At 61.0% G+C, this 18206-nt stretch carries 25 protein-coding genes; 13 read left to right on the top strand and 12 right to left on the bottom strand.

Going from position 1 to position 18206, the window contains the following annotated elements; genetic code table 11:
• The first annotated feature begins 184 nt into the window (after positions 1-184).
• From ACHMW7_RS09270 to ACHMW7_RS09260, 3 genes are all read left to right on the top strand, one after another.
• Positions 185-553 carry a hypothetical protein gene (locus ACHMW7_RS09270; protein ID WP_395449976.1) on the top strand — a complete coding sequence of 123 codons (369 nt, stop codon included), beginning with the start codon at positions 185-187 and terminating at the stop codon, positions 551-553.
• A gap of 389 nt (positions 554-942) precedes the next feature.
• Positions 943-1101, top strand: a complete 159-nt coding sequence (locus tag ACHMW7_RS09265) for a hypothetical protein (RefSeq protein ID WP_395449975.1) — start codon at positions 943-945, stop codon at positions 1099-1101.
• A gap of 693 nt (positions 1102-1794) precedes the next feature.
• Complete coding sequence (locus ACHMW7_RS09260; protein ID WP_395449974.1) at positions 1795-2478, top strand: outer membrane protein; 684 nt, start codon at positions 1795-1797, stop codon at positions 2476-2478.
• Positions 2479-2956: 478 nt separating this feature from the next.
• Here the strand turns inward: ACHMW7_RS09260 and ACHMW7_RS09255 are convergent, their stop codons facing one another.
• From ACHMW7_RS09255 to ACHMW7_RS09245, 3 genes are read right to left on the bottom strand one after another with little or no spacing between them, the layout of a single operon-like run.
• Entirely contained in the window at positions 2957-3208 is a 252-nt protein-coding gene (locus ACHMW7_RS09255; protein WP_395449973.1) for a hypothetical protein, read from the bottom strand.
• 11 nt (positions 3209-3219) lie between these two features.
• The gene (locus ACHMW7_RS09250; RefSeq protein ID WP_395449972.1) at positions 3220-3612 is read right to left on the bottom strand and encodes a hypothetical protein; all 393 of its coding nucleotides are present in this window, start codon (positions 3610-3612) and stop codon (positions 3220-3222) included.
• 12 nt (positions 3613-3624) lie between these two features.
• A complete protein-coding gene (locus ACHMW7_RS09245; protein ID WP_395449971.1) occupies positions 3625-4206 on the bottom strand; it encodes a glycoside hydrolase family 19 protein in 582 nt (193 codons plus the stop codon).
• Between the two features lie 115 nt (positions 4207-4321).
• On the opposite strand from ACHMW7_RS09245, the gene ACHMW7_RS09240 reads away from it, so the two are divergent.
• Positions 4322-4993 (top strand): FkbM family methyltransferase, encoded by a 672-nt coding sequence (locus tag ACHMW7_RS09240; protein ID WP_395449970.1) that lies wholly within the window; start codon positions 4322-4324, stop codon positions 4991-4993.
• On the opposite strand, the gene ACHMW7_RS09235 is transcribed toward ACHMW7_RS09240, so the two are convergent.
• Complete coding sequence (locus ACHMW7_RS09235) at positions 4990-5502, bottom strand: hypothetical protein (RefSeq protein WP_395449969.1); 513 nt, start codon at positions 5500-5502, stop codon at positions 4990-4992. The two genes, ACHMW7_RS09240 and ACHMW7_RS09235, sit on opposite strands and share 4 nt — an antisense overlap.
• 121 nt (positions 5503-5623) lie before the next feature.
• Entirely contained in the window at positions 5624-6532 is a 909-nt protein-coding gene (locus ACHMW7_RS09230) for a hypothetical protein (RefSeq protein ID WP_395449968.1), read from the bottom strand.
• A gap of 106 nt (positions 6533-6638) precedes the next feature.
• Between ACHMW7_RS09230 and ACHMW7_RS09225 the strand changes: the two genes are divergently transcribed.
• Positions 6639-7376: a DUF1647 domain-containing protein gene (locus ACHMW7_RS09225; RefSeq protein ID WP_395449967.1), complete on the top strand. Its 738-nt coding sequence runs from the start codon at positions 6639-6641 to the stop codon at positions 7374-7376.
• 193 nt (positions 7377-7569) lie between these two features.
• Complete coding sequence (locus tag ACHMW7_RS09220; RefSeq protein ID WP_395449966.1) at positions 7570-8166, top strand: CatB-related O-acetyltransferase; 597 nt, start codon at positions 7570-7572, stop codon at positions 8164-8166.
• Here ACHMW7_RS09220 and ACHMW7_RS09215 read toward each other — a convergent pair.
• From ACHMW7_RS09215 to ACHMW7_RS09200, 4 genes are read right to left on the bottom strand one after another with little or no spacing between them, the layout of a single operon-like run.
• The gene (locus tag ACHMW7_RS09215; RefSeq protein WP_395449965.1) at positions 8147-9091 is read right to left on the bottom strand and encodes a hypothetical protein; all 945 of its coding nucleotides are present in this window, start codon (positions 9089-9091) and stop codon (positions 8147-8149) included. The two genes, ACHMW7_RS09220 and ACHMW7_RS09215, sit on opposite strands and share 20 nt — an antisense overlap.
• Before the next feature lie 32 nt (positions 9092-9123).
• The gene (locus ACHMW7_RS09210; RefSeq protein ID WP_395449964.1) at positions 9124-9390 is read right to left on the bottom strand and encodes a hypothetical protein; all 267 of its coding nucleotides are present in this window, start codon (positions 9388-9390) and stop codon (positions 9124-9126) included.
• A complete protein-coding gene (locus tag ACHMW7_RS09205; RefSeq protein WP_395449963.1) occupies positions 9387-9668 on the bottom strand; it encodes a hypothetical protein in 282 nt (93 codons plus the stop codon). The genes ACHMW7_RS09210 and ACHMW7_RS09205 overlap by 4 nt, the downstream gene beginning before the upstream one ends.
• A gap of 1 nt (position 9669) precedes the next feature.
• Positions 9670-10698, bottom strand: a complete 1029-nt coding sequence (locus tag ACHMW7_RS09200; RefSeq protein ID WP_395449962.1) for a hypothetical protein — start codon at positions 10696-10698, stop codon at positions 9670-9672.
• Here ACHMW7_RS09200 and ACHMW7_RS09195 point away from each other — a divergent pair.
• The 5 genes from ACHMW7_RS09195 (at position 10673) to ACHMW7_RS09175 (ending at position 13100) form a co-directional block, all read left to right on the top strand.
• Positions 10673-11107, top strand: a complete 435-nt coding sequence (locus tag ACHMW7_RS09195) for a hypothetical protein (RefSeq protein WP_395449961.1) — start codon at positions 10673-10675, stop codon at positions 11105-11107. The genes ACHMW7_RS09200 and ACHMW7_RS09195 overlap by 26 nt on opposite strands.
• 143 nt (positions 11108-11250) lie before the next feature.
• Positions 11251-11538 (top strand): hypothetical protein, encoded by a 288-nt coding sequence (locus tag ACHMW7_RS09190; protein ID WP_395449960.1) that lies wholly within the window; start codon positions 11251-11253, stop codon positions 11536-11538.
• Positions 11539-11826: 288 nt separating this feature from the next.
• Positions 11827-12036, top strand: coding sequence for a hypothetical protein (locus ACHMW7_RS09185; RefSeq protein ID WP_395449959.1), 210 nt, complete (start codon positions 11827-11829; stop codon positions 12034-12036).
• A gap of 204 nt (positions 12037-12240) precedes the next feature.
• On the top strand, positions 12241-12537 hold the full coding sequence (locus ACHMW7_RS09180) for a hypothetical protein (RefSeq protein WP_395449958.1): 297 nt from the start codon (positions 12241-12243) through the stop codon (positions 12535-12537).
• 212 nt (positions 12538-12749) lie between these two features.
• Complete coding sequence (locus ACHMW7_RS09175; RefSeq protein ID WP_395449957.1) at positions 12750-13100, top strand: hypothetical protein; 351 nt, start codon at positions 12750-12752, stop codon at positions 13098-13100.
• Positions 13101-13249: 149 nt separating this feature from the next.
• Here ACHMW7_RS09175 and ACHMW7_RS09170 read toward each other — a convergent pair whose 3' ends face one another.
• The gene (locus tag ACHMW7_RS09170) at positions 13250-14239 is read right to left on the bottom strand and encodes a cell wall hydrolase (protein ID WP_395449956.1); all 990 of its coding nucleotides are present in this window, start codon (positions 14237-14239) and stop codon (positions 13250-13252) included.
• Here ACHMW7_RS09170 and ACHMW7_RS09165 point away from each other — a divergent pair.
• Positions 14205-14555 carry a hypothetical protein gene (locus ACHMW7_RS09165; RefSeq protein WP_395449955.1) on the top strand — a complete coding sequence of 117 codons (351 nt, stop codon included), beginning with the start codon at positions 14205-14207 and terminating at the stop codon, positions 14553-14555. The genes ACHMW7_RS09170 and ACHMW7_RS09165 overlap by 35 nt on opposite strands.
• 187 nt (positions 14556-14742) lie before the next feature.
• Complete coding sequence (locus tag ACHMW7_RS09160; RefSeq protein WP_395449954.1) at positions 14743-15042, top strand: hypothetical protein; 300 nt, start codon at positions 14743-14745, stop codon at positions 15040-15042.
• A 624-nt stretch (positions 15043-15666) separates the two neighbouring features.
• Here ACHMW7_RS09160 and ACHMW7_RS09155 read toward each other — a convergent pair.
• Both ACHMW7_RS09155 and ACHMW7_RS09150 read right to left on the bottom strand, forming a co-directional pair.
• Complete coding sequence (locus ACHMW7_RS09155) at positions 15667-17034, bottom strand: hypothetical protein (RefSeq protein WP_395449953.1); 1368 nt, start codon at positions 17032-17034, stop codon at positions 15667-15669.
• A 278-nt stretch (positions 17035-17312) separates the two neighbouring features.
• A complete protein-coding gene (locus tag ACHMW7_RS09150) occupies positions 17313-18206 on the bottom strand; it encodes a hypothetical protein (RefSeq protein ID WP_395449952.1) in 894 nt (297 codons plus the stop codon).

Below are 18206 nucleotides of genomic sequence, written 5' to 3'. Positions count from 1 at the left end.
CAATGCGCAACGTTCAGGCCCGGCTTCGGCAGGTTCCTTGTTGGCCCAACAGGCAAAGGCGCCCCGCCGCCTTTCGGCAGCGGGGCAACCGCCGGTGCAAGCATGACAGTTTGTCGGCAGCGGAGAATGATCAGCGGGCGGTGGCCTGAACCACGTCGGGATTTTCAGCGCGCGCGCGCCCAACATGACCACGCCGGCGAACAGGTGCCCAAAAGAGAGCTCGCCTTCACATGAGGCCGCAACAAATCGCGGCCGGACGCGTTTGCATCTGATGCATGAACACCCTCAACCACCCGCCTTCGGCGTCGGCCAGGCCGTCAGCTTCAGGTCTCGCGCCGGCGTGCCGCTTGGCACACCCAACAGCTTCACCGTCAAGACAATCGTGCCTATCGAAAACGGCCTCCCTCACTATCGCATCCGCAGCACGGAAGAGGCATTTGACCGCATGGTGCCTGAGTCCAATCTGATCGCTGCCGACCAGTGCCAAACGACCCACGATGATGAAGCCCGGCGGATATTCCGTATGCGCTTTATGCCAAAGCGGCGGCGATAGTGGTGCACGCCATGCGAGCAAAATGCGTCCGAGCCCCCCAAATACCGTCAAAGGTGGTCTCTACCGGCGACCACGGCAAATGCTGCCCATTTCCCCGATGCAACCGCGTAGCTGTGGCTGTTCCCGTCATGAGGGTGTATAGTCTCGGCATCGACGATAACTACAATGGGCATCGCCGGCTGCGAGCGAAGATCAAGCTTCCGCCCTGATTTACGGGAGGGAAGCTATGACGAGCCCCTCGAACGTCTCTGCCTTTGACTTCGAGATTGCCCTCGGCGCCTTTCGCCGGATGAGGCCATTGCCAACCGACTTGTCGGACCTTCGTGCGCTGGCACGCGAGCTGATCACCGATTTATGCGCCGAAGGCGCGTACCCAGATGAGTTCATAGATGCCTTGGTTCAAGCTGTTGCAACCCAACCTCAAGCTATTCGCCGCTACGCTGCAGAGTAGCGAGGTGCTGGTCGACATGCGATTCCGCCACCGACAACAAGATATCGACGTCATCGAAGCTTGCGCGATCATCAAGCGCAGCGATCCGTTTCCTTAACAGCCTGAGGTCGTGACGGATGGCTTCGGCGTCACTGAGGTGATTGCTGGGAATATTCATTGAAGTCTGCCCTATCGGGAGGTGCCGCCCTGTTGGCTTGCAAACAAAATAGGCCCCCCCTGACCAGCGGCAACCTACTCAACGGACAATCGCCCGCTCGAAGGTCAAGCTTCCAGACCATGGTAAGTTCCATGAAAAAGGCCTGCCGGATGGGGCACATCCGGCAGGCCTGCTGCGAGCACGGCCGGAGGGGGGTGGCCATGCTCTTTAGCAACAACTTCCCGCGCCTCAATAAGTTCCACAAGCGAAGGCCTGCCGGAGGGTGCCCGCTCCCGCAGCGATGGTTCCATTGGCGGGTGCTCCGCCACGCAAGAACGAAGTCCCTGGCATTCCGTTCCTCCGACAGAAATTGCAGGCTTGAACGCCAAAAGCCCCGCTACCTTTCGGCAGCGGGGCGATTGGGTTGTTCGTCGGCGGAACTGAATACATGACCGCTGCGCCATGATGGCGCGGCAGGGTTAACCACCGGTAAATCAAGCCTGGAAGAGCTGGCCTTACTGTGGCGTTTCAGCGACAGCAAAGCGCCATTCCGCCGTCACCTCAACGCCTCCACTTCACAGCGTGTCCTGCAGTCGCTTATACAACGCCAGGCTGAATTTTTGGGGGCTTTGCATGAAATCGATTCTTGTCGCGGTGTCCGCCCTGCTGCTGTCGAGCGGCGTCACGCTAGCTGCCGACTCTGTCGCGACGGAGCCGTCGGGTTTTGTCTGGACCGGTGCTTATGCCGGTGTCGTCCTTGGTTATGGGACCGGCGCCTCAAAAGCCACTGCCGACGGCGGCTTTGACGGGTCCGCCCCCGATGACGAGGCCCGGCTCAGCCCAAACGGCCTGGTGGGGGCGGCTATCGCCGGCATGAACTGGCAGTCGGGCGCGTTGGTGTATGGTCTCGAAGGTGAAGTCGGCTATCTCGGCGCCAAGGACGACTTTTGGTTCCCGAACGGCGATGACTACTTCGCGACAACGGAATACGGCTTCTACGGAGCTTTGGCTGGTCGGCTTGGTTACGCGATGGACCGCACCCTGATAACCGCAAGGGCGGGGCTGATCGTCGCCAAGATCGACTACGGTTACGGCGACATCGATGGCGGTGTCGGCGGCTCAGCTGATCCGGATGCCTCGGTCTTTGGCGACAAGGCAAGAGCCGGCCTCCTGGTCGGCGCGGCCCTTGAACATGCCTTCGCCGGAGACTGGGTCGGCAGGCTGGATTATTCCTATGCGAATTTTGGCAAGCATTCGCAAGACGATAGCTTCGATGGCGCGTACCGCATTTCAGACGACCTGCACATGATCCGGCTCGGCCTGATCAAGAAATTCTGAGCCCGGTCAGGTTCTGCGGTAAAAAGCCCCGCCAGCTCGAAGCCAGCGGGGCTGTTGCGGGAGTTCAGTCGGCAGTAGCGTCAGCGAGCCAAAATTTCCGCACATCGAAGCTGAGAGCTTCCAGCCTCAAACCTGCGACGATTGCCAATCCGCATGTTCAGGTGGCGGGGACAGGCTCCGTTAGCCTTGTGTGGCTTGCACATCAGGCAGCCAGCCCTGGCGTTCTTGGGCTTCTTTCGTTTGTGATGCACCCTTGCCTCCGGTCACTGCCGGTGCGCCCCGATGGCGCCCGGATATGATCGGAAGTGCAAGCTGTCGGCCACTGCTCATGGCACCGATATGCGCATTGAGACGGCCGGATTTCAAGCGTCCTTGCCATTGGCCGACCCGTTTGCCCAGCCCCTCATCGCGGTGGCTCCACCAGCGAAGGTTCCGCCAGCGACATCGGCGGCGGTGTTGAGGTGTCTGCAGCAGGTGGCTACGTCGGCGGTGGTCGGAACCAGGCCAGCATCTTCAGCACGCTTTCGCCAAACAGCACGACGCCGGCAAACAGGCCGAGGATGCCGACAATCAGCCATTTGACGGCGCGGCCGACGGTCATGGTCGCAACGACCAGCTTCAGGCCGGCGTTCAAGGTGTCGATGTCTTCTTCGCGCAGCTGCGCAAGAAACTCCCGTGTTTTCACCGGCAGCTCGGCCAGGCGGTCGGCGGGTTTTGCGTTCAGGTCCATCTCACCCTCCATCATGCACCGAAAGGCTTCCTGGCGATGAAGCGGCCATACAGCGCCCAGGCCGCGCCGACGAGGATCGTCGCCGGGCCGACATAAAGCGTTGGCGTATCCGGCACGCCGTTGGTCCACAGCTCGGCGATGACGGCCAGCGCGCCGAGGATCGAAGCGACCGAGCCTTGCGCCACGCGCGACTGATAGGCCGGCTCGCTGTTGGTCGCATGCTGCTCGCGCCAGGCCAACTCGCGCCGCACCGTCGCCGCGACCACCTCGCGCACGGCTGGCACGTCGGTCGGCTCGAGCGAGATCTTCGGATTGACCGCCACCTTGTCGAGCACACGCCCGATGACGGTTTCAAGCACCTTGCCGGCGATCAGCGGGCCAAGGAAGTTCTGCTGCTGGGTCATTGCGGTTTCCTTCTACGAGAACAGCCAGGAGATGATGCGGGCCAGCCAGCCGCGCGCCGGCTCGGGCGTGGTGACCTCGCCATAGCCGTCGGCGCGCAGCAGCGCGTCGAACGCGCGCGCGTAGCCGGCGATCAACACCGCTTGGTCGCGGCCGTTGACGATGCGCCGCGCACTTGTGAAGTCGGAAGCCTGCAAGGTGATGTGGTCGGCAAGCTTGTTGCCGGTGAAGGTGCCGAGCTTCATGCCCTCGACGATGATCCGCGCGGCAATCTCAGGTTTTTCGGCAAGCTGCGGCGCATTCAGCAGATCAAGCCCGAGCCGCCTGCCCCAGTCGGCATAGTTGCGGCGCCCGGTGATCTGGACGAAGCCGCGGCCCATGAACCTCTTGCCGTCGCCGGCAACCGTGTTGCCAAGGTCCTTGCGGCCCTCATAGCGCCTCTGGGCGGCCGTCGGCCCCCATATCTCGCGCATGTAGCGGAAGCGGCCGCTTTCGTGCCAGGCGGTGGCAAGCACATAAGCGCACTGGTTGCGCAACAAGCCATGTTTCAGGCACGCATCGACGATCAGCCGCGCGCTGGCGTCAGTCAGGTCCATGTGATGCTCCATTGTCAGCCGCCGTCATTCCCGCGGGGCGAGGCAGCGAAATTCGAAGACGGTTGAAAGTGGGGGTGGATAATCTAAAGCTGCTCGAAGCAAGCTCGAGGGCTCGATGCGACTAAGCAATCTGCTCAGGTCAGCGTTTCCGCCTGCGTTCATTCGCAGCCAGCGCAAAAGCTATTCGCAGCTCCAGCAAGACCTTTGGGCATTGTCAGAAGCTGGCGGCAAGACCGACGGTTATTTTGTCGAGGTCGGAGCTTGTGACGGGATCGGGCATTCCAACACCTACATGCTTGAGCAGATGGGTTGGACAGGCATTCTGGCAGAGCCCAATCCGGCGATGGAACAGGCCATTGTCACGCGGAGGACGTCACCACTTTGTACCCAGCCGGTCGGGCGCACCTCTGGCGACGCCGTCACCATGTTGTTCGTCCCTGACCATCCCGAACTGTCGACCATGGAGCAATTCGCAGGCGTTGACGGCCATGCCCGCAACCGAGCCAATCACTCCAGGGTAGACCAGACGACCATCAGCCTGAATGACCTGTTGACCCGCTACGATGCCCCCAGGCAGATCGACTTCATCAGCATCGACACCGAAGGCAGTGAGCCCGAAATCCTCGCCGGTTTCGACTTCGGTCGTTTTGACGTTCGGCTCTTTGCCATCGAGCACAATTTCACGCCAGCCGAAAAAGAGATTGATCGGCTGATGAAGTTGCGTGGCTATAAGCGGGTCCACCGGTTTTGGTCGCGCTGGGATGCTTGGTACCGGAAGCGAATTTAGGGCTTGAGCATTTCGGCTGCGATCTGCTCGACAATCGCCTTCAAGTCTTGCGGGGTCGCAGCTGCCGCTATCTCCGAACGATTTGTGATGTCGCGCAACCGCTGCTTGTCAGCGGCGATTTCGGCAAGCGCGCCTGTGTTGCCCTGCTCAATCGCGCGAGCCGCCTGCACGTCCAGGTCAATGAGCCGCGGCGCGCGGACCCTGCGCAGATGGTCGCGTGCAATATCGCGGGCGACAGGCATGTCGATGACCACGGCTTCACCGCTATCGCGCCATGCATTTCGGAATGTGCCATCGCCGGGCAGGTCTGTCGGGTCGATCCGACGCCATGACACCCAAGACACGCCAGCTTTGGCAAGGAATTCCTCGATTGCCGCATCTGTCGCTTCGGTTTCCATGATGACGGGCGTTTCTTCCGTGCCGCCATCACCCCTGATCACGAACTGGGCGCATGAGACAAAGCCATCCAACCGTTGCGCCAGAATATGCTCTACCTCGGGCTTCATCATTGATCTCCATAGCCGGCCATCGACCACGAGAATGGGTCATAGAAAGGAGAGGTGGAGTTGCCGGTCATAGCGCCATCCCATTTTTGCAGGCGAACAGTTCCCGCCGCCTGAGACTGAATGATCAACGAGATGAGGTTGGGGGTCGAAGACTGTTCGAACATCCGGGGATGCACGCCCAATTGGCACTGGAAAAGTCAGTGCCAACGGTGAAAGAGATGTCGGCGGTGCCGTTATCGACGATGCCCGATATGTTGTAGGACGCCTGGAGCGTTGGCACACCACCTGAGACGGTAGCGTAGCCCCAGCATTTCGCAGCGCTGGGATGGAAGTGCTGGCGGCCTGGCGACACCGCCAACATGGTAGACGATCCCGCCTCCATCTCAGTTTGATCGGCTATTTCGACAAGCCCGGCAAGCGTGTCGCTTGAGCCAAGTGCTGCAAGATTGGCCGGAACCAAAACCCGAACTGCGTCAGCCTTGGCAATCGCTTCCGCGTTGGTTGCCAGCTCGACAATGCCTTTTGCGGTCGCGGAGGCATCCGGGTTGACCACTGGCGCGCCATTCGCCCGCTGATAGCCGACACAGACCCAATTTCCCGCGCCCTTGGACCTGAATTCAGCCACGTCGCCGGCAGCAGTCGTGATGTTCGCAGCACCCGGCAAAATGAGGCTTGTCGCGTTGTGGGTCAGCGTCAGCGCGCCGGCAAAGATCAGCGTGCGCATCGCACCGGAACTGACAGTGCCAAGTGCGGTGATGCCAGTCGTGCCGGTGACAGTGATCACGACACCTGTGGCGTTGGCCAGGTTGAGCGTTGCCGCCGAGGCCATGTCGGCGCCTGACGTGTTGAGCCCGTCATTGCCCGAGACCGCCGAGGTGCCACCGGTGCCGCCGGCATTGATCGGCCGCACCGCGTTCAGATCAGCCAAAAGATCGGCGAGAAAGGCATTGTATCTTATGCTCGACACCGTCGTATTGGGCACGCCATTGGTGTTCGGCGGCCATGACATCACACCCAACCCGTTACGGGGCATCGGCAAATCTCCATGAAAAAAAGCGCCTCGGGGCGGCTGATGGCGAAACTCGAAGACGGTTGAAAGTCGGGCTTTCGCTTACTTATAGGTGCAGTATAAAAGGGACATGTTGTCCACGCTCAGAAGCTACTTCGCAGCTCCAAGTCTTACGCTCGTCACAGCTTGCGACACGAGCCATGCGCGCTCTGCCCTCAATCTACTTGCCAGTGCAGCAAGGCATGAGCCGAGGGCGCGTTTGATCGTTTACGACCTTGGAATGACCGGGCTTGAAGTGTCGGCAATACGCGACCGTTTCGGCTGTGAAGTGCGTCGGTTCGAATTCGAACGCTATCCCGCTTTCTTTAACATCAAGGTTGCCGCTGGCGAGTATGCATGGAAGCCGCAGCTCGTCCGTGATGTCGCTTTGGAAACAGCTGAAATCATATGCTGGATGGATGCTGGCGATATCATCAAGGAGCCCTTGCACCACCTTCGCCGGGAAACTGCGAGGTTCGGATATCACAGTGCCCATTCCAGCGGCACGGTTTCGGGCTGGACCCATCCCGGCATGCTTGCCTACTTTGGCCTGCCAGCCGACTGGATGGCTAACGCTCCTAATCTGAACGGCGCCTGCGTCGCCTTTGACATGCGCCAAGAGGTGGGCGTTCGGCTCGTCAACGAATGGGCGGATTGCGCCATGATCCGTGATTGCATCGCGCCCGTAGGCTCCAGCCGCGCCAACCATCGTCAGGATCAGGCGCTTTTTACCGTGCTTGCATATCGTGCTGGCCGATCGCCAAAGGCGTCACACAAACATCTTGGCTACGCGATCCACCGGGATGTCGAACTGAACACGCATGACTGACGAGCATTAAATCGCCAGTTCAGGATTAAGCACGGCCCGACCAGAGGACGGATTGGTCGGCAGAGGTGCGGGCGATCAAGGCGAATTCGAAGACGAGTGAATCAATTCGACAACGTCGGACCGCGTTGCTATGCCGTCGCCTATGGGCTTTCTGCGTGGATTGCGAACTAGACTGGGGCTACGAAGGGAGCGCATGCATGTCGACTTCCTGCCAGCAACCAAGCCCGCTGATCAGGATCCGCTGCCCGGCATCGAGATCGGGCGCAAGACTTACGGCATGGGTAAGGCAGTGCTCATCGGCTACTACCCGAAGGACACCCCTCTAACAGTTGGGTCGTTCTGCTCGATTGCGGACGAGGTGGTCTTTTTCTTCCGAACCGACCATCGGCCCGACTTGGTTTCGACTTATCCGGGCTACTCAATAGCTAGCACCGGCGGGCTGTTCGATGACTCCGTCTTCAAGGGCCCAACCACGGTTGGGCACGACGTTTGGATCGGCTACCGTTCTATGATCATGCCCGGTATCTCCATCGGTAACGGAGCAGTCATCGCGGCGGGGAGCGTCGTGACCAAGGACGTTCCACCGTATGCAATCGTTGCCGGCAACCCTGCCAAGCTGATCCGAATGCGCTTTGAGCCTGAAACGATTGCGACACTACAAGCGCTTCAGTGGTGGACCTGGGATCAGGAATCGATCCGAGCGAATATCGACCTGTTCCGGTTAACGGGCCCGGATTTCGCAAGTCGAGTTCAGCAACTAGACGGTCAGATCATGCCACCTTCGCGCTGACCCCTTGGGGAAAGGCTATCTGCAAAAGTGCCTCTGCAGCATGCCGATCGGTGTTGTTTTCCAAGACCCAGTCACGAGGGGAGTAGTTGGCTGGGCCACTGGCCAGCAATTGCCGAAGTTCATCATCATCCGACCAGAACGCGCCAGTTGCTTCGGTCAGATATGGTGCAGCGCTACAAGGAGTGCCCTCGTCGGGGATGACGTCGAAACGTCGCACAAATGTCGGCACATCCATTGACCACGCCTCGGCCAAGGCAAGCCCCTGGCTTTCGCTCTGACCGACCACGACGCACACTATCGCTTGGTCCAGAGCCCGCTTGAATTCCTCGGGCTGGTAGTATCCATAGCGGATCGTTACGGGCTCGAAGCCCGCAGCTCGGATCATCTCGGATGCTTCGGCTGCAGCTTCGGGTTGACGCTTCTCATAGACCAAGACCTTGCTGCGCTTGCCGCCCGATGGTGCCCAATGATCGGCGTCCACACCTGCCGGCCAGATCGCGATCCTCCCAATCAGACGCGGCTCATCAGCTTCATAGGCATCTTGGACCCACTTGCTCGGAACCAGTACCAAATCAATTTCAGGAGACGCCAAGACCGCATCTTCTTCGAAGGCTCGGACAACAATGTTCGGGCCGACGATCAACCGATCGCACAGGCCGCCGCGCTTCGCCGCAATGCCCGTCCGAACAGCCCGGGCGTCTGCGACGGCATGAACCGTCTTTGCCCGCAACCTGCCAAAGCGTCGTGCGTAGAGCCAGTCGATGCCGGCCAACTGTTTCAATCCTTCGACAAGGCTGCGAGTAACGCCAGGGTGACCGCCATACTGGCGCTCGCGACCGCGCAGGCGCTCGCGAACCTGTAGCCACAGGTCATTTAAGAGCGGGCGTTGTTTGCCAGTGAGGATGACCAAGTCGTGGCGCTTCATTTGCTACGCCATATCTGGTCCTATTTTCGGCGTCAAAGTTTAGATGCGGCGGTGAAGAATCCATCCACGCGTGCCGACGAGTAGCCGAGCGCGGCAAAGCCCGATTGCAACATGGTATCGTCTCGATTGAATGTCTTGCTCTCGACATAAGCGATCTGGATAAGCTTGGGTTGGCTGGAGACCCAGCCTTCGACAGGTACGGTTAGACCGTCGATCTCCAGCTGCATCTTAAACTGCCGAGAAGAGACAACGTCGGGAACAGGTGGTGACGGAGCGGGTCGAATGCTGATGACCGTCATTTGCCTTCCTCCATCTCTTCGGCGTGAGCAGTGGCAAGAATTGCCTCCTCTGCACGCCAGGCTGCGGCACCGATGCCATGTCCGTCAGGTTGGCTGAAATCGGCGGTCCAGAGTTCACGTTGCGATCGGTCGGTAGGGATATCGGCGGTCGCGACAATTCGATATGGCACGCCTGCAGGCACGTCTTTGCGAGCGATTTCCTCAATGGGGAGCCCGCTCTTTTCAGCTGGGATAACCACGGCCACGCCGTCGCCACTTGGGTGAATGATGCGCTGCATATCAATCTCCGAAGACAGCTACGTTGGTGATATCGCAATCGAGCGCGGTATTGTTTACGGCACGCGTGCGTATCTGACAGGTGGTAGTTGCTGGTGTGACAGTTGTCACGCAGCCGACGTTGTACGAACCGCCGCCCGCATCAGAGCGCGCGGAACCCACAGCCGCATAGCTAGAATTCGCCATCGCGTTCGTGAAATTCATGGTGTAGTCGCCTGTACCGTTGTCGGTAATCGATGTCACATTGTAACTGTCACGGATGATAACAGTGCCAGTACCGTTGAAGTTGACCCAGGCTTTCGCAACCCCTTGATGAGCTGCAATCGGAGCTGCCCAAGTCGGAGCCGTCGCTCCTGGGTTCATTTGAAGAACTTGGGCGGCCGTACCCTTTGCAAGGCGAGCCTGAGCTTTTGCTCCTGCTAGGTAAAGCATGTCACCAGCGGCGGTTGAGGCAGGAAGCGGAGCGAATATCTCTTGTCCAACACCGTCGCCAACGACGATGACGTCATCATCGGTATCCCACTGGATATCGGCCTCTGCGGTAGGGGTCGGGTTCACTCCTTGCTTCAAGGTCAGCGTCGGTTGGACTAACGTGTTAACCGTCGGCCCCCCTGACGCCCGCTGATAGCCCACACAGACCCAATTTCCCGCGCCCTTGGACCTGAACTCAGCCACATCACCGGCAGCAGTCGTGATGTTCGCAGCACCCGGCAAAATGAGGCTCGTCGCATTGTGGGTCAGCGTCAGCGCGCCGGCAAAGATCAGCGTGCGCATCGCACCGGAGCTGACAGTGCCAAGTGCGGTGATGCCGGTCGTGCCGGTGACGGTGATCACGACACCTGTGGCGTTGGCGAGGTTGAGCGTTGCCGCCGAGGCCATGTCGGCGCCTGACGTGTTGAGCCCGTCATTGCCCGAGACGGCCGAGGTGCCGCCGGTGCCGCCTGATGTGATCGGCCGCACCGCATTCAGGTCGGCCAAAAGATCGGCGAGAAAGGCATTGTATCTGGTGCTCGACACCGTCGTGTTGGGCACGCCGTTGGTGTTCGGCGGCCATGACATCACACCCAAGCCGTTACGCGGCATCGGCAATCTCCATGAAAAAAGCCGCCTCGGGCGGCTGATGGACTCTTGGGTGGTGCACCGGCATGATCCCGGCGATTCGGAAGGGACGCATATGCCTGCAAAGTTCGAGAACACGACCAACACACCGAACCTGATCAATGTGCATATCAACGCGCTTGAGCCGGGAAACCTCATTGTCCGCCTGGAATATGTGACCTCTCAGGACCACATCGAGCGGGTTCGGCGTGGCGAGGCCACGGCCGACAGCGTCGAGCTCCTGATCAAGCCCCACCAGGCGCGAAAGATCGCCGAAGGCCTTATCCGCCAGGCCGAGCTGATCGAGGCGTCGACAAAGCCCGCCGGCGGCGCACAGCAGTAGCACTGCGCACAACTGTCTCCTGAAGCGGCCCCTGAAGCGCCCATTGTCGAAGCTGGGCAGAACGGACCTATCGGCGCATGCGCTCTTTTCCCATATTCCTTCTCGCAATACTTGCCGGCTGCCAGTCGAAGCCGATCGAGCAGATGAGCTACACCGAGACCAAGCAGGTGTTTGCTTCACTGCACAAAAGATGTGAAGCGCAAGGCATTGCCAAAGGCCATCCCGAATTCGACGCCTGCATGCAGCAGGAGATCAACAGGGAGGTCGCAACCAGGAATGCGAATGCGCTGAAACGCCAGCAATTCGGTGACGCGATGGCAGATGTGGGGGCCGACATGCAGGCCAATGCGGCGGCGCGTGCCAACAACAGGCCAGTTCAATGTACATCCACACCGGGCATGAACGGTGTCGTCAGAACAAGTTGTTATTGACCTCCGGCCAGATTGGCGCAGCCATTGGTATGCAGCACCAGCATGTTGCTTGCTGCTCCACCGTTTGATAGCTGACGCAACTGCCCTTTGACCTGATGACGACAGCAGCGGTGATGTTGGCACCAGTTGGCAGGCGCGTCGCATTATGTGTGCCTGCACCAGCCAAGATCAGCGTGCGGATCGGCCCCGAATTGACCTGATCAGGCGCAGTCATCGTCGTCGTTCAGGTGATCTTGACTAGACAGTTACTTCTTGAAATCCTGCCCTCTCCTTGGCCAGGGGGCGCCCGTGACTGTGCAGAAGACCAACCCGCTCATCTGGGGCGCCGTCGCCGCGCTCATTTGCGTCGCCATCGCCGTCATCGGGCGGATGACGGGTGATGCGCCCGACAATGCCCTGCTGCGCAACCCGGTGTCGACCGCTATCGTCGGCTTCTTCTGGGGCTGGGTGGCCGGCAACGCCAAGAACTGGTACGGCAACCGCCTCAACAGGCGTTAGCATTCGCCGCCGGGGCAGCCATGAGCGCCGTCACCACGCGTCCGGCGCCGTCGTTCGGTAGCGGGACTTTCTTCACCGGCGGGCCTGAGAGGATCGTCTGGAGCAGTTCGTCTGCGTTCTTGCCTCTTGCCCGATGTGCCCAGACTTTCGCGACCATGCCCACCCCAGGCATTTTGCCAGGATCACGTCCTGACGAGGATGGCCATGAAACCAGCCGTTGCACTGTTGTTGCTGACCGCTTCGCCTGAATTCGCCGACACCTGCCATGCGCTCAGGGAAGACCCGCCCTGGACGGTGACGTTCCAACACGGCGCAGAAAAGGATGCGGTGCCCGGAAGGGGTGCGGCGGCTGCGCTCGAGCTCGGCAGCATGAGCAGCGGCGCCGGGCTTTCCCGCATGGCGGCCGCGGATGATGACGGCAACATTTACAGTTTCACAGCTGTCGACGACACGGCCATCAGCTTTGACGACAAGGTCTACAAGCTCGGCTGCAGGCAGTAGGCGCGGCCCGATCGAACCGGATGGCCGTCGCCGTGGTCCTGCTCCGGCATCAGCCGCCGGCGGCGACGCCTGAGATCGACCGAAGATATGCTTTGTTCGCAGCCGCGCGATCTGGAACCGCATCTGCTGTTGTCCCGCAGGCGGCTCTTTCATCGCCAGTTCTATTTGCTATACTTTCGGCTTCTGAATAGAAGCGCCGCGCGAGAGCATCGATGTCACGTCTGTCAATGTTGAAAGCTTCCATCATCGTCCTGTCCCTGGTTCCTGTTCAGGCGCTTGCCGATGACGAGCGGTGCTACCGCCTTGAATTCGACGCCGCGGCGAACGAGCGGCCAAACTGGTTCATCAGCTTTAGCGAAGTTGACAACACGCTGGAGTGGATCCGGGGCGAGGAGTTGATCATTCTGGAGACCTATTCCGGCGGCACCGGAATCCCGGTTCGAGGGGCGACCGAGCCAAACGGCGAAGAGCATTCTTATCGAATGGTTGACGACAAGCTCCTCTTCGACATGTCTGTCTACGAGCCCGGCTGCGAGCGGCAAGGACGCGATTCAAGCAGATAGCCTTGGCCGTGTGGTCCTACCGGCATTGCCCGCATCAGCAGAGCGACCCCGATCGGGCGACCCCGACTGAGCGATAAAGAGCGCCTGTGCAACCACACCCCAGCCTGTTCCCGGCCGCCTTGTTGCCGGGCCGGCAACGCCAGGACGGCTCAATCGGCGCTGGCGCTCGCCGCCTGGGCGGCCATGAGCGCGGCGGCCACGCGTCTGGCGCTGCCGCTCAAGAGCTGGACCTTGTTCGCCGGCGTGCCTGAGAGGATGGTCTGGACCCATTCCTCCAAATTCTTGCCATTTGCCCGATTTGCGAGATATTTCGCGGCCATGCCCGCCCCTGGCTGACGTGTCCCGCCAGGAACGGATGTCGTCTTGAATGCCTGGTCGATGCGCTGGTCCGGCGTCATCAGGCGCGATGCCTTGGTCACGACAGGCGCAGTCGTCGGTGGCTGAACCGGTGCAGACGGGACCGGCGCTGCCGTCAAACGCCCGTCCAGTCCCGCGACCCCAGCGGCCGACAAGCTGGCCCCCAGCCTGGCATAGTCTCGCTGCCGGGTGGGAAAGCTGCGATCGACCGGGGCTGCTGGCGCCAGGCTGCGTGTGCGGGCGTAGTCCTGATATGGCGACCCGGTCGGCCTCGGGGTCGGGATCGGGTCAGGCTCGAATGAAACACTCAGGTCTGGAACAGTGATCGGGTCGGGGCTGCCGAAATAGTGCCGCGTCTTCCCGACCCCAACGCTCGGCCAGGACTGCCAGTCGCGAGCCCATGTTCGTTTTGCATCGTCATCGGCAAGATCAGGGTTGAGGTAGTGGGTTGCCTTGCCCATATAGTTTGGCTGGCCGGCGGCGCGGTCCGCCAGATAGGATGTGACCGTATCGTAAACCTGTTGCGGCGGCTTGGGTAACTTCTCCCACGTGCCCAGCTCATTGACAGGCGAGAACTGCGTGCGCCTGTTGATGACGCCCGAGATCGAGCCGCCGCCAAGATAATCTTGCTTCGCAGCCGCGCGATTTAGAACTGCATCGACAACTGTCCCGTAGGCAAGTCTTTCATCGCCGGTTTTAGTTGCTATACTTGCGGCTTCTGCATAGGCGAGCCGCGCGAGAGCATCGATGTCACGTCTGCTAAGGTTGAGAGTTTCCATCATCTTCCTGTCCCTGGTTCCTGTTCCGGCGCTTGCCGAAGACTGGCCGTGCTACCGCCTTGAATTCGACTCCTGGTCGAACAAGCGGCCAAACTGGTTCATTATCGATCGCGCAGGCGATCTCGTGCTGGAGTGGATTCGGGACGACGAACTGATCATTCTGGAGACCCGTTCCATCGGCACAGGAATCCAGCTTCGACAGGCCATCGAGCCAAACGGCGCAGAGCATTCCTATCGAATGGTTGACGACAAACTCGTCTTCGACATGGACGTCTACGAGCCCGGCTGCGAGCGGCAAGGACGCGATTCAAGCAGATAGCCTTGGCCGCCGCAGTGGTCCTGCAGGCATTGCCCGTATCAGCCGCCGTCGGCGGCTTCTAACGGGTGGCCGGCAACGCCAGGTATTGCACGGCCTCATCGGGCGTTCCAAGGATCACGTCTATTGGTGTGCGGGCTTCAACTGGCATGATTCATCACCATATGTTATGAACAGGCGTGAGAGACTTATGAGAATAGCGCTCATTGTTGCTGCCGCATTGTTTGCGCAGCCCGCATTTGCAAAGTCATGGTCGGATGTTTCTTGCTCGGTCAGTCTGGTGTCGGAAAACGACACCTTCACTTTCGGGAAGGACGGAGCCCAGGATGTTAAGTGCAAGATAGAATCTTGGCCCATAGCCAGCGCCAAGGCAAAGATGAGATGTGACGACGGGTCAATGCCATCGTTGTCGCTGTTGTCGGGCAACCGCGTTGTCTTCGCCGGCTTGGAGCTTCAAGAAGTGACCGAGGATGGCCCCGTATGTGATTGAACGCGGCTGCGAGCAGTAAGGGCGGATCGAGTGAAACAGATAGCTTTGGCCGTCGCAGTGGTCCTGCTGGCATTGCCCGCGTCAGCCAGGACGTGGATTGATGAGGGTTGCGAAGTATCTTTGGTTTCTCAGAAACTCGAATTCACGTTCGGCAACGTGGACGGCAGTCAGAAGAAAGACTGCACAATGACCAGTTGGCCTTTGAACACCCCCACGGCCCAGCTATCGTGCAAGGATGGCTCGACGTCTGAGTTGACGTTCATTGACGATACCACTGTCATTTTCGACGGACGTCGCCTCGACGTCTATTCCGGAACGCTACCTTGCGCCCCAGATGGAGAGGAGCGGCCCGATTCGGCCTTCCCGCCGACTACGTAGTCGGATTGTTTGGCATCGCAACAAACCTATTCAACTGTCATTTTCGACGGACGTCGCCTCGACGCCTATTCCCGCAAGCTCCCTTGCGGCCAGGATGGAGGGGAGTAGCCCGATTGAGCGACCCCGATTGAGCGACAAAGTGCCGCCTCTGGTCGACCACGACGCATCCTATGCATGACGCAGACGGCCTTCTCCCGGCTACCGTGGCCGGCTAGGGTTGCCGGCAACGCGGCTACGGCAACCGCCTCAATCGGCGTTGGCATTCGCCGCCTGGGCAGCCATGAGCGCTGCCGCCACGCGTCTGGCGCTGTCGTTCAGGAGCCGGACTTTCTTCACCGGCGCGCCTGAGAGGATGGTCTGGACCAGCTCGTCCACGTTCTTGCCCCTTGCCCGATCTGTCAGAAATTTCGCGACCATGCCCGCTCCTGGCAGGATCGCTTTCACCGGGTTCAAAGCGTTGGCGCCCATGGCCACCGCCTGCTGCAGGCCGCTTCCCGATGGCGCCAATGTACCGATCTGCCGGCCCAGCTTCTGCGCCGTGGTGCCGGTAATGGCACGCTCCATGAGCTCCCTTTCGACAGGCGAGTAGCGACCCGACTTTTGCGGATCGTTGTAAACCGCGTGGAGCCTGTCCAGCGCGGCGTCGTCGATCTTGCCGCGAGATCCGGCTCGCAGCCCGGTTCGATTGAGCGCCTCGGCAACCGGCTCGTATTTGCGCAGCCGCGTCTCCAGGTCGAACGCTTCGCGGATGGCCGTGTCGGCTTCCGGCACATTCCGGGCGCTGATCTGCCTCGGGCCTGCCGCACCGACAAACCCATCGATGTTGTCGATCATCTTGGTGGCATGAGAGCGTTCGGCCGTCGTGCCAGTCTTGTCGAGCAAGTTGTCCTCAATAGACTTGCGGAGCTTGGTCAGTTCGGCAGGCGATTGCGGTTTGCCGTCCAGCTGCTTCTTGATGATCTGCATCATCGCGTCGGCGCGCGGTTGGAGGCGAGCATCGAATTCGGCAGAGGTGACGTCGTCCTTGATGCGGCGCGAAAGCTCCGACATCGCCTCCGGGGTATAGGTCGCACCGGTGGCATCAACCCGCTTGACGGCAGCATCCCTGGCCATCCGAAGCTCGCCATCTGTCGGAATGGCAGCTTGAATTGCTCGCTTGTCAGCGTACCGGCCGGCCGCGACCATGGGCGCGCCGACGCTCAGACCGCCGAGTACCTGCCCGGCCAACTCCGCCCACGGATTGTCAGGAGCGATCTGATTTGCAGCCGCCGCGCCGCCGCCGCTGCCGAGACTGGTCATCAAGATCTTTGCGCCTTCCCGCACGGGAGCCTGCGCCTTTGACACCGCATTCAGCCCTGGAACCACCACTGAGCCAACTTCTTGCGACGCGCGGCGAAGGAACCGCTGTCCGGGATCATGCGTCTCGGGCCTGATCGAACCGATGTCGACCAGGCTCCTTTTGAGCCCCGCGCTACCGCCGAGCGGCTCGGCAGAAGGCTGCAAGTTGGTCCCGGCGACGGCATTGATGCCTTTCATGCCGAGGCCGACAACGACGTTGGCCATGTCGATGGGAAGGCCGAGCGTGGTCGCAATGCCTTCGTTGAGGCCGGACATCGCCTGGGCAAAATTCGTCCTGCTGAAGGCGTCAAGATCGGCGTCACTGTCCTCGACAAACCCGGTGCGCGCATTGTAGCCGGTAACACCACCTGGCACGTTTGCGGGATCAAATTCGGGATGACTGACCCCGCCGGCACCTTGAGGCTGCGCGCCATTGGCCGCGCCGAGATCCTTCGTGGTGACGCCCTCACTGGCGAGATAGGCGTCGACCTCGGCTTGGGGTGCGTTCTGCCCGACCAGCTTGGCGACATTTCTGTTGATGCGTGCGATATCGGTCATCGTTCGAGCCCGTATTTTTCGTTGATCGCGTTGACGTCCCTGGTGTTGGCCAGCATGCGCCTCAGCTCGGCGGCGCTGTTTTGGGCGCGCGCGCCGGCTTCGCCCCAGGCTCCGGTCCAGAGCTGGTCGGGCAGCTTGGCCAGCCCGCCATCCCTGAAGGGGGCGACCACCGGGTCGTAGATCATGGGTTCGATGCGCGACAGGTCAGGCCCGTCGGGATCAAACAGCGGCTTCATGCGCAGCATGATGCCCTGGCGGACGGCGTTGAGATTGTCCTTGTCCTGCCCGGGCATGGCCTCGATGCCGGTCCCCCTGACCAGCTTTTCGTAGCGGTCGAGTTCCCTGCCGAGGATCGACAATGGGTCGGCACTGGTGCTGTGCTGCGCCTCACCAGGCGGTCCGGCTCTGGCATCGATGTCAGGCGACATGGCCTGATGCGGCGTCGGCAGCGGATGGGTCGACTGCGCCTGTGTCGGCCGCACCGCAGTTGCCGGCACTGTCGGGCCGGCGGGCGGGGTGGCCGATGCCTGAAAGGGCATGCCGCTGTCGGCCGCCGTGCCGCGATAGGCCCCGAGCGCCTGCGCCACGCGCTGCACAGCCGGAGTGGCGGCAGCCGGGCCGTTCATGCCGCCGCGGCTTCCGGTCGGGCCGGCAGGACCGGCCCCGAAGGGCGACTGGGCAGCGCCGACGGGCGGCGCCGCGTTTTCGGCCGCCTCGCCCCGGGCGATGTCGCCCAGCGTCATGCGGTAGCCGATCGCCTCGCCAAGCGCTGTCAGCCCTTCGCCGACATTGCGCGGCATCGGCGTCGGGCCGGCAAGCGCCTCGGCCGCCGCCCGCTTCCTGGCGAGCTCGGCCGGCGTCTGTCTCGATGCGTCGAAAATGAAGGCCAT

This window comes from Aminobacter sp. UC22_36 (assembly GCF_044056035.1).
In the GTDB taxonomy this organism is placed as follows: Bacteria; Pseudomonadota; Alphaproteobacteria; order Rhizobiales; family Rhizobiaceae; genus Aminobacter.
The sequence above is the reverse complement of the archived record's forward strand: the minus strand, read 5'-3'. Positions and strand labels throughout refer to the sequence as shown.